Annotated in this window: 12 protein-coding genes and 4 pseudogenes; 11 read left to right on the top strand and 5 right to left on the bottom strand. The window is 68.7% G+C overall.

Annotation, left to right across the window (positions count from 1 at the left end):
• The first annotated feature begins 26 nt into the window (after nt 1-26).
• Nucleotides 27-866 carry a pectate lyase gene (locus ACFU9P_RS01930; protein WP_384077138.1) on the top strand — a complete coding sequence of 280 codons (840 nt, stop codon included), beginning with the start codon at nt 27-29 and terminating at the stop codon, nt 864-866.
• Nucleotides 867-969: 103 nt separating this feature from the next.
• On the opposite strand, the pseudogene ACFU9P_RS01925 reads toward ACFU9P_RS01930, so the two are convergent.
• Nucleotides 970-1,950: pseudogene (locus ACFU9P_RS01925) on the bottom strand (hypothetical protein); the annotation flags it as partial.
• Between the two features lie 66 nt (nt 1,951-2,016).
• Between ACFU9P_RS01925 and ACFU9P_RS01920 the strand changes: the two are divergent.
• The 4 genes from ACFU9P_RS01920 to ACFU9P_RS01905 all read left to right on the top strand — a co-directional run bounded on the left by ACFU9P_RS01920 (nt 2,017) and on the right by ACFU9P_RS01905 (nt 4,592).
• Nucleotides 2,017-2,634: a hypothetical protein gene (locus ACFU9P_RS01920; protein WP_384077137.1), complete on the top strand. Its 618-nt coding sequence runs from the start codon at nt 2,017-2,019 to the stop codon at nt 2,632-2,634.
• Between the two features lie 553 nt (nt 2,635-3,187).
• Nucleotides 3,188-3,400 carry a hypothetical protein gene (locus ACFU9P_RS01915; RefSeq protein ID WP_039987092.1) on the top strand — a complete coding sequence of 71 codons (213 nt, stop codon included), beginning with the start codon at nt 3,188-3,190 and terminating at the stop codon, nt 3,398-3,400.
• A complete protein-coding gene (locus tag ACFU9P_RS01910) occupies nt 3,400-4,074 on the top strand; it encodes a restriction endonuclease (protein ID WP_384077135.1) in 675 nt (224 codons plus the stop codon). The genes ACFU9P_RS01915 and ACFU9P_RS01910 overlap by 1 nt, the downstream gene beginning before the upstream one ends.
• 38 nt (nt 4,075-4,112) lie before the next feature.
• Nucleotides 4,113-4,592 carry a hypothetical protein gene (locus ACFU9P_RS01905; protein WP_384077933.1) on the top strand — a complete coding sequence of 160 codons (480 nt, stop codon included), beginning with the start codon at nt 4,113-4,115 and terminating at the stop codon, nt 4,590-4,592.
• Nucleotides 4,593-4,618: 26 nt separating this feature from the next.
• Here ACFU9P_RS01905 and ACFU9P_RS01900 read toward each other — a convergent pair whose 3' ends face one another.
• From ACFU9P_RS01900 to ACFU9P_RS01890, 3 genes and pseudogenes are all read right to left on the bottom strand, one after another.
• Nucleotides 4,619-5,212, bottom strand: coding sequence for a DUF4291 domain-containing protein (locus ACFU9P_RS01900; protein ID WP_384077898.1), 594 nt, complete (start codon nt 5,210-5,212; stop codon nt 4,619-4,621).
• Nucleotides 5,213-5,305: 93 nt separating this feature from the next.
• Nucleotides 5,306-5,470, bottom strand: a pseudogene (locus ACFU9P_RS01895) (transposase); the annotation flags it as partial.
• A 299-nt stretch (nt 5,471-5,769) separates the two neighbouring features.
• Nucleotides 5,770-6,009, bottom strand: coding sequence for a hypothetical protein (locus ACFU9P_RS01890; RefSeq protein WP_384077133.1), 240 nt, complete (start codon nt 6,007-6,009; stop codon nt 5,770-5,772).
• A 249-nt stretch (nt 6,010-6,258) separates the two neighbouring features.
• Between ACFU9P_RS01890 and ACFU9P_RS01885 the strand changes: the two genes are divergently transcribed.
• From ACFU9P_RS01885 to ACFU9P_RS01875, 3 genes and pseudogenes are all read left to right on the top strand, one after another.
• The gene (locus ACFU9P_RS01885; RefSeq protein WP_384077132.1) at nt 6,259-6,759 is read left to right on the top strand and encodes a GNAT family N-acetyltransferase; all 501 of its coding nucleotides are present in this window, start codon (nt 6,259-6,261) and stop codon (nt 6,757-6,759) included.
• Nucleotides 6,713-7,611: pseudogene (locus ACFU9P_RS01880) on the top strand (transposase); the annotation flags it as partial. The gene ACFU9P_RS01885 and the pseudogene ACFU9P_RS01880, both read left to right, overlap by 47 nt.
• Nucleotides 7,563-7,826 (top strand): annotated as a pseudogene (locus tag ACFU9P_RS01875) (transposase); the annotation flags it as partial. The pseudogenes ACFU9P_RS01880 and ACFU9P_RS01875, both read left to right, overlap by 49 nt.
• A 16-nt stretch (nt 7,827-7,842) precedes the next feature.
• Here the strand turns inward: ACFU9P_RS01875 and ACFU9P_RS01870 are convergent.
• Nucleotides 7,843-8,544, bottom strand: a complete 702-nt coding sequence (locus tag ACFU9P_RS01870; protein ID WP_384077130.1) for a GntR family transcriptional regulator — start codon at nt 8,542-8,544, stop codon at nt 7,843-7,845.
• A 353-nt stretch (nt 8,545-8,897) separates the two neighbouring features.
• Between ACFU9P_RS01870 and ACFU9P_RS01865 the strand changes: the two genes are divergently transcribed.
• The 3 genes from ACFU9P_RS01865 to ACFU9P_RS01855 are packed head-to-tail and all read left to right on the top strand — an operon-like array spanning nt 8,898 to nt 12,626.
• Nucleotides 8,898-9,941 carry a BMP family protein gene (locus ACFU9P_RS01865; protein WP_384077128.1) on the top strand — a complete coding sequence of 348 codons (1,044 nt, stop codon included), beginning with the start codon at nt 8,898-8,900 and terminating at the stop codon, nt 9,939-9,941.
• A 4-nt stretch (nt 9,942-9,945) separates the two neighbouring features.
• Nucleotides 9,946-11,514 carry an ABC transporter ATP-binding protein gene (locus tag ACFU9P_RS01860; protein ID WP_384077126.1) on the top strand — a complete coding sequence of 523 codons (1,569 nt, stop codon included), beginning with the start codon at nt 9,946-9,948 and terminating at the stop codon, nt 11,512-11,514.
• Nucleotides 11,514-12,626, top strand: coding sequence for an ABC transporter permease (locus tag ACFU9P_RS01855; protein WP_384077124.1), 1,113 nt, complete (start codon nt 11,514-11,516; stop codon nt 12,624-12,626). The genes ACFU9P_RS01860 and ACFU9P_RS01855 overlap by 1 nt, the downstream gene beginning before the upstream one ends.

Raw genomic sequence — 12,626 nt, 5'->3', positions numbered from 1 at the left:
CCCCACAGGAGAAGAAGGAACGCGACATGACTTCATCAGCACGTTCAGCACATCCACACCGCCGTGGCGGTCACCGGCTCTCCGGCCGGCGCCCCCTGGCCGGGGCGCTGGCCGCGCTCGGCCTCACCGGCGCCGCCGTACTGACGGGCGGCACCGCCGGCACCGCCGAGGCGGCCGCCGCCTGGCCGTCGCCGACGGGCACCGTACCGGTCGGCGAGACGATCGAGGTGTCCGGTACGTACGACGGCGGGCTCCAGCGCTTCTACGGCACGGGCGACCTCGGTGACGGCGGCCAGTCCGAGGGCCAGGACCCGATCTTCAAGCTCGCGGACGGCGCGGTCCTCAAGAACGTCGTCCTCGGCTCACCCGCGGCGGACGGCGTCCACTGCTCGGGGAGCTGCACACTGCAGAACGTGTGGTGGGAGGACGTCGGCGAGGACGCGGCCAGCTTCAAGGGGACGTCGTCGTCCGCCACGTACACGGTCACCGGCGGCGGCGCGAAGAGCGCCTCGGACAAGGTGTTCCAGTTCAACGGCGCAGGAAAGCTGACCGTGACCGGGTTCCAGGTCTCCGGCTTCGGCAAGCTGGTGCGCTCCTGCGGCAACTGCTCCACCCAGTACAAGCGGACCATCGTGGTCAGCGACGTCGACATCACCGCGCCCGGCAAGTCGGTCGTCGGCATCAACACCAACTACGGGGACACCGCGACGCTCAGCAAGGTGCGCGTCCACGGCGACACCAACAAGAAGATCAAGCCGTGCATCCGCTACACCGGCAACAACACGGGCAAGGAGCCCGTCGAAACCGGCAGCGGTCCCGACGGGACGTACTGCAAGTACACGACGGCCGACATTACTTACAGCTGAGTCCCACTTGGGCCGGCCGTGACGTCCCCCGTGAACGGCCGGCTCATGTACAGACGGCCGGTCCATCCGGACGAACCGGATGGACCGGCCAGGGCCGTCGCGGGCCCTCACTGAGGGTGCCGTTCCCGTAGGCGAGGGAGTCCTCGACGGTCACCGCGCCGATGGCCCCCGTATCGGGCTTGGTGTAGAGGTCCCAGCCGTCGTCGATGTTGTTGTGGGACACGGCGTAACGGAAGACGTTCCCGGATCCGACGGTGAGCTTCGCGGCGAAACCGTCGGCGTCCTCGCCGTCGGAGTCGGCGTTGTCGTGCGACTCCGCGCTCAGGACGAGATTGTTGGACGGCCACTGGTCGCGCGGGGTGCTGGAGGCGATCCGCGACAACTGCAGCCCCGTGTCGTGGTTGAAGCGTGTCACCGTGCGTTCGATGACGTTGCTGCCGCCGACGAAGATCCCGTTGTCACCGGCATGCTCCACGACGATGCCGTTGACGTGCCAGTACGACCCGTTCACGGCGAGCCCCCGGTTCGCCGGGTCCTCGCTCATGGCCGAGAAGTTCAGTACGGGATTCTCACCCGGGTAGGCGGACAGTTCCGTACGGGCACTCGAAGTGCCGTTCTTGCCCTGCGAGATGGTGACCGTCTGCGAAAAGCGGTAGGTCCCGCCGCGCAGATAGATCGTCCCGCCGGCGGTGACGCGTGTGATCGCCGAGGCGAGCGTAGTCGGCGCCGACTCCGTTCCGGCCGCAGTGTCGCTGCCGTTGGGCGCCACGTACAGCGAGGGGGCCAACGGCCGCGGTGTGTCGCCCTGCGCCGCATTGCTGGCCGGCGCGACGAGCGCGCCGGCCAGCAGACCGGCACCCCCGGGCCGGGCCTTGCGCGGCGAACACGCACCACCACCGGGCTGCTCGACACCGGCATTCGGAACACATCCGCCTGCGCGGGGACCACCACCTGGTAGCTCCACGGACGACCAGCAGTACGTCCCAGAGACAGTCGAGACGCTCGACGGCAAGCCCGGTATCAACCCGACCGAGGCCGTGCCGAACATGATGTACAGCAACCGGTTCGGCCACTGGCGCAACATCGGTACGGTCACGCACCAGGGATCGCCGGTCCCGCTGGCCGGAACACCATAGAACGCGAGGGGGTCATGGACGACGCGCACCAGCAACTGACCCGGATCGTGACACCCGTGTATCCGGCGGGGGACACGGTGGACTGGCCCGCCGCCGCGGCCGGCCTCGGTGTGACCGGGTTTCCTGCCGATTACCGGGAGTTCGTGACCCGGTTCGGGGCCGGCTCGCTGGACGACAGCCTCTTCGTATGGGTTCCGCGACCGGGCCGGCCGACGGAACCGCTGACCGTCGGCCGGCTGCCGGAGGACACGCTCCGGGCGGTGGAGATGGCCCGGTGGCGTGATCCGGCCGCGGGCTCCCGGTACGTCCTGGCGGACACGCTGGTCTGGGGGCAGTCCACCGGAGGGGACGCCCTGTGCTGGGTGACCGGCGACCCCGATCCGGGGCGCTGGCCGGTGGCGGTGTGGGCACGGCAGTGGGGCGGGTGGTCGGTCCACGACTGCGGTATGGCGGAGTTCCTTGTACGGCTCCTGCGAGCGGACTTCCCGGCCTGCCCCCTCAGCGACGCGACTCTGTGGGGCGAGGGAACCGCCCGCTTCCTCAACTTCAGGGACGAGGAACGGCTCCGGGACGAAGGCATCGACCCATGGACCGGGGAGCCGGACCCCTTCGCGGGGATGGAGTTCGACTGAACCCAGGTGCTGCCCGGCCGGTGTTCCGGCAAAGGGCGCTGGGCGGCAGGACGCCGTGCCCTCGGAGTCGCCCCGGGGGGAGCCCCAGATGATCGATGATTGCCCGCGGTTGTTCTGCGGGCCCGAATGTTTCGGCGGATCCACTTCTGACGCCTCGTTACGGGACCGGCAAAGAAGCACAGTCGAGGAGGCGGCGCCGGCGCACTACGGCTGTGAGTGCGCTTCCGCTGCTTTTCGCCATTCATCGGCGGAGCGCCGCTTGGCGTGACCGGTGCTGTTTCTACAGCTGAGAGGCGGCCGGCCGCGAACCTCGTGGGGGTTGGCGGGGAGGCTGTGGCCAACCGTCTGGCAGCTGAGAACGGCGTTCGCCCTGCTGAGCCGCCTCAAGCCCGCCGACTTGTGATCGGCCGGGAGCCGTGTGCCCCTCCTGGCTGGTTGGTGACTCGACCGGGGGAAGCGCCATGATCATCCATCAGTTTTTGTCAGCGCTCGCTGCTACACCCTGTTGTTGGGAGGAGCCGCGCTCTGCGGCCCGCCGACGAGAGGGGAAATCATGTCGAAGGTGCCGGACGGGTTCCATCGGGTGCGCGGGCACATCCGTCGCAATCCGAAGCCCAGGAGCGCCAAGCGCATGAGCGGTTGGATGATTGCAGGCTTACTGGCCGGCGTGTGGCTGTGGGGGCAGGTTTTCGGGTTCAGTGAGTCCACCGCCACGACGCCACCGGCGGACCCGAAGCCGGCGGCCAGCGCGACGGCCGACCGCTGATGGGACGGTTACGTCTGCGGCGCCCTCACGGTGCCGCAGAACTGGTCGCAGCGGCTGTGGTCGCCCTGGCCGTGCTCGTCCTGTTGGCGCGGGCGGCGACCATGGCGGTCGGCGCGCTGAAGGCGGCCTGGCCTGCCCTGCTGGCTCTCGCCCTGCTCGCGGGAGCCGTCGCGGCGTGGCGGATCATGCAGGCGACCACGATGCGGCGTCGGGAGAGGGAGCGGCTGGCCACTCTCCGGATCACACTCGCGGAGTTCGACGCCATGGACGACCGTCGCTTCGAGTACGCCCTGCGGGATCTCCTGGTCCGCGACGGCTGGCCGGCCCGCAGAGTGGGTGGCGGCGGCGACCAGGCCGCCGACGTCATCGGTGACCATCCGCGGCGCGGCCGGATCGTGGTGCAGGCCAAGCACACCCGCGTCGGCGGGAAGGTCGGCTCATCGGTGATGTACGCGGTGAAGGGGACGGCCGGGCCGGTCCACAAAGCCGATCACGCTGTTGTCGTCACCAACGGAGCCTTCACCCGCGATGCCACGGCGTGGGGCGACCGGCACGGCGTCCACTCGATCGACCGGGAGAAGCTACGCCGCTGGGCCGAGGACGGCGCCTCTCTGCACGACCTCCTCGGATTGTCCGCGCGCTCCCGCCCGAGCCGGTTCAGGCGTGCGGCATGACTGGTAAAGATCGTGATCGCCGCCCGAGACGTCTGGGAGTGGCTCACGAGGATGTCGGCCAGTGGATCACCGTAGATCTGTGGGGGCTGATAGCCGATCACCCATGGTGGACCGGGCTCATCGTTGTTGACGGACTGTCCGTGCTACTCGTGCCCGGCAGAATCCTGTCGTTCGTGTTCGGCGCCGACACCTACGCCGCGGACGGCATGTTCGTCGTTCCGTCCGGCGATGCGATCGAAGCGGACACGCTGACCCTTCTTCCTCCCCTAGCCGCCCGCCGCGGATGCACGCTGATCGACCGCCGTCTGTATCTGCCCACCTCCTGGACGGACGACCGGAAGCGCTGCCGACAGGCGGGCATCTATGACTGGGCCCGCGTCGGAGCCCGGCCCTGGCACCGTCACATGACCCTGGCCATGGCCGCCCACGCCTGCCTGACCGTCCTGCGCGCCCGAGAACTGGATGCGCAGAAAGCAGAAACGGATCCTCCCACAGAACAAACACCGTTGCAGTATTAGAGATCATCTCAATTGCTGGGCGGGGCTCATTGGCGCAGGTGAGCTACGACCTCGTCGTTCACGGGGTACGGGTGTTCACGGGGCAGGAGCTGCCGTGCACCGTCCAGGTCTCCGTCTTGTACACGGGCGTGGATCACATGGGAAAGCGTCGTGATGTCGGTTATGGAGACGATCCACTTGTCGGCGTAGAGCTGTGCGGCCTCGCCGGCGAGGCCGAGTTGGATTGACCGGTGAGGAAGCGGCTGAAGGTGCAGATCTCGTTCGGGGTCCCATTGCACCCGGGCCGGGGCCCGCTTCAACTGGCGCTTCCAGGTGGCGCGGTCGGCGTGGAGCCCGTGCTCGTAACGGGAAAGGCAAGCGTGTGCCAGTGCCCACTCGAAGCCTTCACGGGTGATCTCCACGGCAACGACGATTCCCTGGGCTTCCTTGGTGCCCCAACCGCAGCGGTACATCATCCACAGGAACGACGGCTTGATCCATGTCATCCGGTCCCGGTGCCACATCGCCGGGAAGCCGCCTTCCCGGGCCGCCGGAAGACCGATTTCCGGCGCGTACGCCTGGTAGACGGTGACCGTGGAATCTGTGTACCGGGCGCGGATCTGATACTTGGGTTCTGCCACGGTGACCAGGGTGGACACACTGTTTCGTGTGCGCCAACGAATTACCGCGGCGGTCAGCCGGCGAGTCCGCGGTAGCAGATGAAGGCGGCAGCGAAGCTTGCCCCGGGCCCGGGCCCTGCTCCACTCGGTGAACCGACGGTGAGCGGTCGGCCCGGATGGGCCGAAGACTGGCGGCAGCTACTGCCACGTACACCCTGTCGCAGCCACGAACACGATCGCGGCCGGCACTTCCCGATCACCGTGACGCCGCCGACCCCCGAGCAATTGTCAAGATCTATGGATCGTCACGTTTATCCACCGTTTTGTTCGTTCTGAACCTGTGCCACGAAGCCGGCCGTTGCGCGTGGGCTCGAGAGTATGTGCAGTTTCGCACCTGGCGCGTGAGGTTCCGGCGGCGCCATGACCACACCCAGAGCCAGAAATCGGCCCGTTCCCGCGAGCGGCGCAGCGCTCGCCAGGCGCAGCGCGGGAAGGAGTAGTCGAGCAGGCGAACGGTGTCGGCTCTGCGGAGGCGGACGTCAAGGACGTCGCAGAGGCCGAGATCGCCGTAGCGGTAGTCACAATGCGAGCCCAAGGAAGGTGAAAATCGCGAGCATGACACCGATGCCCGCAACCAGAGCTGCTCCACGCTGATTGACCCGCTCCCTGCCTTCGCCGCGAGGACGTGCTGGGGCAGCCTCGATGATGGGCCGGATGGAGCGGCGGTGCTCGCTCGCGCTGCGGTCCGGGGCATGGGCGGCGGCATGGTTCGGATGAACGCCCTGAGGGTCCGGGCGTGCTTCCGGGGATATCTTCACGGTGGTCCCTTCCTGCTCGAATGCGCGGGGGCCTGGGGCTACGGCGGCCCTCGGGCCAACGAGGACCGCCACCTCTGTGTACCGCGCACCGCTCTTCCCCTCTGCGATCTTTGGACGGATCCGAACGGGCCGCCTCCGCGCCCCCGGTACTCCAGCTGTAGATCGTGATGTGTGCCATGGTCTTGGGGCTGTCTGCCGCTGGATGGAAACTCAGGTGGCATCGGCGCGCGGTCCGGGTAGGGTCGCGCCGTGCCCGAGCTGAAGCGGCTGGATGCCGGCCATGCCCCGGCGGTCCTGGCCTTTGAGCTGGCGAACCGCGGCTACTTCGCTGCCTCGATCTCCGACCGGGGCGATGAGTTCTACGACCAGTTCGCCGACCGGCACGGCGCCTTGCTGGCCGAGCAGGAGGCCGGCGGCTGCGCCTTCTATGTGCTGGTCGCCACGGACGGTTCGGTTCTGGGCCGGTTCAACCTGTACGACTTCAAGGACGGCACTGCCAACCTCGGTTACCGGGTCGCGCAGCACGTCGCCGGCCGCGGCGTTGCGACCGCGACCGTCCGGGAGTTGTGCCGGCTGGCGGCGGTACGGCACGGGCTGCGCACACTGCGCGCAGCCACCTCCCACAACAATGCCGCGTCCCAGAGGGTGCTGACAAAGGCCGGGTTCGTCCCGGTCGGCCCGGCAGACCCGGCCGACCTCGGCGGTGAGCCGGGCACCTGGTATCAGCGCGATCTGGCACTCCAGCCGTAGACCGCGAGCGCTGCTGTCGGATCTGCCGCGCAAGAACTGCTGGACCATCGCCGATTGGGCCGAGGAGACCGTCCCGGACGGCATGCAGCACCTGCTGGGGCGGGCCGAGTGGGAATCCGACGCCGTCCGTGACGACGTGCGCGGTTACGTGGTGGAGCATCTGCACGATGACCGCGCTGTGCTGGTGGTCGACGAGACCGGCGACGCAAAGAAGGGCACCGGCACGGTCGCCGCCCGGCGTCAGAACACCGGCACCGCCGGCAGAATCGAAAACGCCCAGGTCGCGGTCCACCTTGTCCACGCCAGTCGGCGCGGTCACGCGCCCGTGGACCGGGAACTGTACGTCCCGCGCCCGTGGACCGCCGCCCCCGACCGCTGCTGGGCCGCAGGCCTGACCGCGGTGAAGGAACGGGGCACCGGCTACGTCCTCGCGGTGGCCTGCTCGCACGAAGTCACCACCGGCGCGGGGAAGTTCCGCGCGGATGCCCTGGCCAAGAAGGTACTCCGGCGGGCCTGGCAGAAGCTGTCGTCCGGGGCCGGGGTGAAAGGTCGCCGCTTCTACGACTGGGCCGTCATCGACCTGGGCGACTCCCGGCCGGGCAGCCGCCGGCTGCTGATCCGCCGCAACTGCCGCACCGGCGAACTCGCCTACTACCGTGGCTACTCACGCGCGCCGGTGCCGCTGACGGAGCTGGTGCGCGTCGCTGGATCAAGGTGGCGGGTGGGGGAGTTCTTCCAGGCCGGCAAGGTCCTGGCCGGCCTGGACGAGCACCAGGACACCGCCCACCGGATCGGCTGTCCGCCTGGCGACGCCGCCACCAGGCCCGATCCCAGACAAGCCACTGCCAGCGAGGTCGATCCCACCGTCGCGGATGCGGCCGCAGGGCGGTGGAACGCAGGACACGCCTGATGAGACCCTGTTCGCGGCCATCATCTACGTCCTGGTCAGCGGTTGTGCCTGGCGCCGGCTGCCGCCCTGCTTCGGGATATCGAAGTCGACCGCTCACCGCCGGTTCCTGATCTGGTCCCGGGCCGGTGTCCGGGGCCGCCTGCACGAAGCGGTACTTGGGTCAACGTCACATGTCAGGCGTGATCGGTCGACTCGGGGCCGCCGAACTTCGTGCTGACCTCTTCCTGGAGTTCGAGCCGACCCCGCCGGACGTGCTCGCGCATGGCCGTCTCGGCCTCATCCGCACTGTGCGCGTGCAGGGCGCGGACGATCTCGCGATGCTCGGCGAGGGAGCGCTCCATACGGCCTTCACGGCGGGTCACGATCGAGGAGAGCAGTCCGCGATGCAGGTACTGGATCAACAACCGGTAGTGGTCACTGAGGCGCTCGTTGGACGCGCCGGCCACGATCAGGCCGTGGAATTCCGCATCAGCGCGGGTGTAGCCATCCGAATCCGCGACACGGACGTGCTCCGCCATGTCAGCGATCGTCCGGTCGATCCGATCGAGGAAGCCATTGTTCGCCCTGGCGGCACACAGCCGCGCGGCCATGCCCTCGACGGCCTCGCGCACCTCGAACAGATCGAGGATCTCCGAACGGGAGACCGAGCGTACGAACGTACCTCGGCGCTCCTCGATCGCGACGAAGCCCTCCCGCTCGAGCTCCTTCAATGCCTCGCGGACCGGCATCCGGCTGACACCGAAACGGGTCGCCAGACGCGCCTCCGAGAGCCGCTCCCCCGGCGGGACCGCGCCCGTGACGATGTCCCTGCGCAACAGGTGGAGGATCGTCTCCCTCTTCGAACTCTCGCGGGTCAGGGCAGGGTCGGTGTCCACTCAGGGTCCGTTCGTCAGGGGGGAGATCAGGGTCCACGAGAGGCTGGCGAGCGGCCTCCGCCTTCCTAGTATGGTAGCCGCCCCCACCGATTCGGCGCCGAGCCATCGGTGCCTGCCGCACCGGCCGAAGGCCGGTTCCTTCTGTCGATGTCGCGCTCCACACCACGGCGTCTGCCCTTCGATTTCGTTCTGCGATTCTCTTGACAACTGGTATGTCAGAACCGCAAAGTGCGTCCCACGATACGAAGAACCAGGCGTCACTACCGGCTCGGTACTGCCATACCAGTGATGCTGGGATCGCACCGACTATCGCAACCAGCTCGAAATCCCGGCCGACTGAAGGGGCCCCTCGGATGCGAAACAAGATCGCGCTCGCTGCGGTGGTAACTGCCATACCAGTGGCGCTGACCGCGTGTGGCAGCAGTTCCTCCGACAACGTCGGCAGCTCCGCCGACTCCGGCAAGAAGACCATCGGCTTCCTGGCCCAGGCGCCGCGCAATGACGGGGGCTTCACCCAGTTCAGCCTCGCCGGCGTCAACGCCGCGATCTCGAAGAACGCGGACCTCAAGCTCTCGTCCGTCGTCGACAACGCCGCCAACTCCCAGAAGCAGATTCAGGGCCTGGAGTCGCTGGCGGCCAAGAACGACATCGTCATCGCGGACGGCGCCTCGCTGAACAAGTCGGTCGCGGTCGTCGCGCCGAAGTACCCGAAGGTGCGCTTCATCCTGGTTGCCTCCGACCTCGACCAGTACGCCGAGAACGTCACCTCCGTGACCACCGCCGTCGGGCACAATGCCATCGTGGCCGGCGCCGTCGCCTCGATGCACTCGCACTCGAAGAAGCTCGGCATGATTGCCGGCCTGCAAGTCCCGGCCTCGACCGCCTGGTACTACGGCATGGTCCAGGGCGCCAAGATCGACAACCCGGCCACCAAGGTCGTCCAGACCTACACCGGTGACTACAACGACGTCGGCAAGGCCAAGCAGGCCGCCGAGGCGATGATGGCCAACGGCGTCGACCAGATCCTTTCCGACCTGGACTCCGGTTCCGAGGGCGTCTACCAGGCCGCCGATGCCGGCAAGCCCGCCGCCGGCGTGTACGACGTCTTCGCCATGCACTGCGACTCCAGCCCGAACATCATCGGCTCCGGTGTCGTCTCGTGGGCCGACATCCTGCAGAGTGCCGTCACCGATGCCGCGACGGACAAGCTGCCCTCGGGTGCGATCAGCTACGGACTCGCCTCGGGTGCGCTCCGCTTCGAGTTCTGCCCCGGCAAGGGCAGTGCCGCGGAGAAGGCTCTTGCCCAGAAGGTGACCAAGCAGATCGTCGACGGTGAGATCACCGCGGACAAGGGCGTACTGCTGCCCAAGCCGAGCTACAAGTTCGAGCAGCACTGATCCGATGACGACCATCATCGATCCCGGCCCGGACGCCCAGGCGTCGCAGGGCAGTGCGCCCGCGCTGCGGCTGCGCTCGGTGACCAAGCGCTTCGGAGCTTTCGTCGCCAACGACGCTGTCGACCTCGACGTCGCCTGGGGCGAGATCCACGCCCTCCTCGGCGAGAACGGGGCCGGGAAGACCACGCTGATGCGCATCGTGACGGGTCTGTACGACCCCGACGAGGGACAGGTGGAGGTGTCCGGCGAGCCGGTCCGTTTCCGCAAGCCGCAGCACGCACTTCGTGCTGGGATCGGGATGGTCCACCAGCACTTCACCCTGGTTCCCACGCTCACCGAGCTGGAGAACCTCGTGATCGCACCCTCGCCGGTGCCGTGGCGCAATGGCGCTGCCGCCGCCCGTCGGAGGGCGGAGGAGGTGGCCGCGGCGACGGGTCTGCGGATCACCCCCGACCAGCTGGTCGGCGATGCGGCCGTCGGTGAACGGCAGCGACTGGAGATCGTCAAGCTGCTGTGCGGCGGTGCCCGGATCCTCATCTTCGACGAGCCGAGTGCCGCGCTCAGCCCGGGGGAGTGGGACGAGCTGGCCCGCCTCATGCGGCGGCTCGCCGACGACGGTCACGCGATCATCCTCATTTCCCACAAGCTCTCGGAGGTCTTCGCGACCGCCGACCGCTGGACCGTGCTGCGTCGTGGCGCGGTGGCCGGGAGCGGCCGCATCGCTGATGTCACGCCCGACCGGCTGGTCGCCCTCATGGTCGGCGGGCCGGTTGCCGAACGCCCCCGGCCCGAACCGCAGGAGCCCGGTGCCGCGGTGCTGTCGGTCCGCGAGCTCACGGTGGCGCGCGATCCCGGCGTACCGCAGGGGCCGCGTGCTCTCGAGGAGGTCTCCCTCGAGGTCCGCGCCGGGGAGATCCTCGGCGTCGCAGGCGTGGCCGGCAGCGGTCAGGCCGAACTGGTCGAGGCCGTGATGGGCCTGCGTCCGGCGCTGTCCGGCGAGGTCGACCTGGGCGGCTCCGCCTTCACCGCGCGCTCACCCGAGGAGTTCTACCGCCGCGGCGGTGCGCTGATCCCCGAGGACCGTCACCACGTCGCGATCGTCGGCGACATGACCCTGTGGGAGAACATCGGCCTGCGTGCGCTGCGCACCGAACCCCTTGCCCAGCGCGGTGTTCTCCGCACCGCTGCCGCCCGCGAGCACGCCCGCGCGCTCATGGCGGAGTACGACATCCGTGCCGAGAGCGAGGTGCTCCCGATCGCACGCATGTCGGGCGGCAACCAGCAGAAGGCGGTGCTCGCCCGGGAACTCTCGGCCGGTCCGTCACTGCTCATTGCGGCACAGCCGGTACGTGGTCTCGACGTACGCGCCACGGACTTCGTCTACCGCCGCCTGGTCGAGCACCGGGAGACCGGGGGCGCCGTGCTGCTGATCTCCATGGACCTCGACGAGGTGATGTCGCTCTCGGACCGGATCGCCGTACTCGCCCACGGCCGGATCCGCGGGACCGTCCCCGGCGGGTCCGCCACGCGCGCCCAGTTGGGCGCCCTGATGACGTCGTCGGAGGCGGTGTGATGATCGGGAAGGACCTACTGACCCGGATCGGAGTCCAGCTCGCAGTGGTGGTCGGCGCGATCGCGCTCGCCGCCGCGATGGTCGCCGCGATCGGAGTCTCGCCCGGCAATGCACTGTCGGTCTTCTGGGACGGCACCTTCGGCCAGAGCGTCAACCTCGGTACGACGCTCACCCAGAGTGTTCCGCTCCTGCTGGTCGCCCTCGGCTGGATCGTCGCCACGCGGGCCGGTCGCCTGCACGTCGGTTTCCCCGGCCAGGTGATCATCGGTGGCTCGGCAGCGACCGCGGTCGGTCTCCAGTGCGGTGGTCTGCCGATGCCGCTCGCCGTACTCGCGACCGTTGTCACCGGTGCCCTCGGCGGCATGCTGTGGGCCGCCGTGACCGCGTGGCTGTGGGCCTCGCAGGGCGTGCTCGAAATCGTCTCCTCGCTGCTGCTCAACCTGGTCGCGGTGCAGGTCGCCGCCTGGTTGGTGCGCGGTCCGTTGCAGGGTTCGCTCGACGGGCAGCCGCAGTCGGAGACCTTCCCGAATTCCACGTTGTGGCCCGCGTACGACGGCATCGTCGGTCGGACCCTCTCGTACGACGTGGTCCTGCTCCCGATCTGCGCGATCCTCGTGGTCGTCGTGCTCAGCCGGACCGTCTTCGGCTTCCGTCTCCGCATGGCCGGTGGCAATCGTGATGCCGCCCGTTGGTCTGGTGTCGACCCGGTGCGTGAGGGCGTGAAGGCGATCCTGATCTCCGGTGGCTTCGCCGGCGTGGCCGGGGCTGCCCTTCTCTTTGCCGGATCGACTCCGTGGATGAGCGATGGCTTCGAGGCCAATGTCGGCTTCAACGGCATCGCGGTCGCACTGCTCGCGCGCAACTCGGCGGCCGCGGTACCGATCGCCGCGATCGCCTTCTCCTCCCTCAATGTCGGCGGTACCGCACTGCAGGCCCAACTCGACGTACCGAGCTCGATGGCCTCGGTGCTGCAGGGTGCCGTGATCGTCCTCGTCCTGGTCGCCGCGGTGCTGCTCCAGCACCGGGTGTCGCGACGCGCCGCCGCGCTGTCTCCGGCGCCCGAATCCGACGTGAAGGATGCCGACCCGGCACCGCTCGCGGAGAGGGTCTGA

The organism is Streptomyces sp. NPDC057617, assembly GCF_042800555.1.
GTDB lineage: Bacteria > Actinomycetota > Actinomycetes > Streptomycetales > Streptomycetaceae > Streptomyces.
Note: the sequence above shows the minus strand (reverse complement) of the source record. Positions and strands in the feature narration are given on the sequence as shown.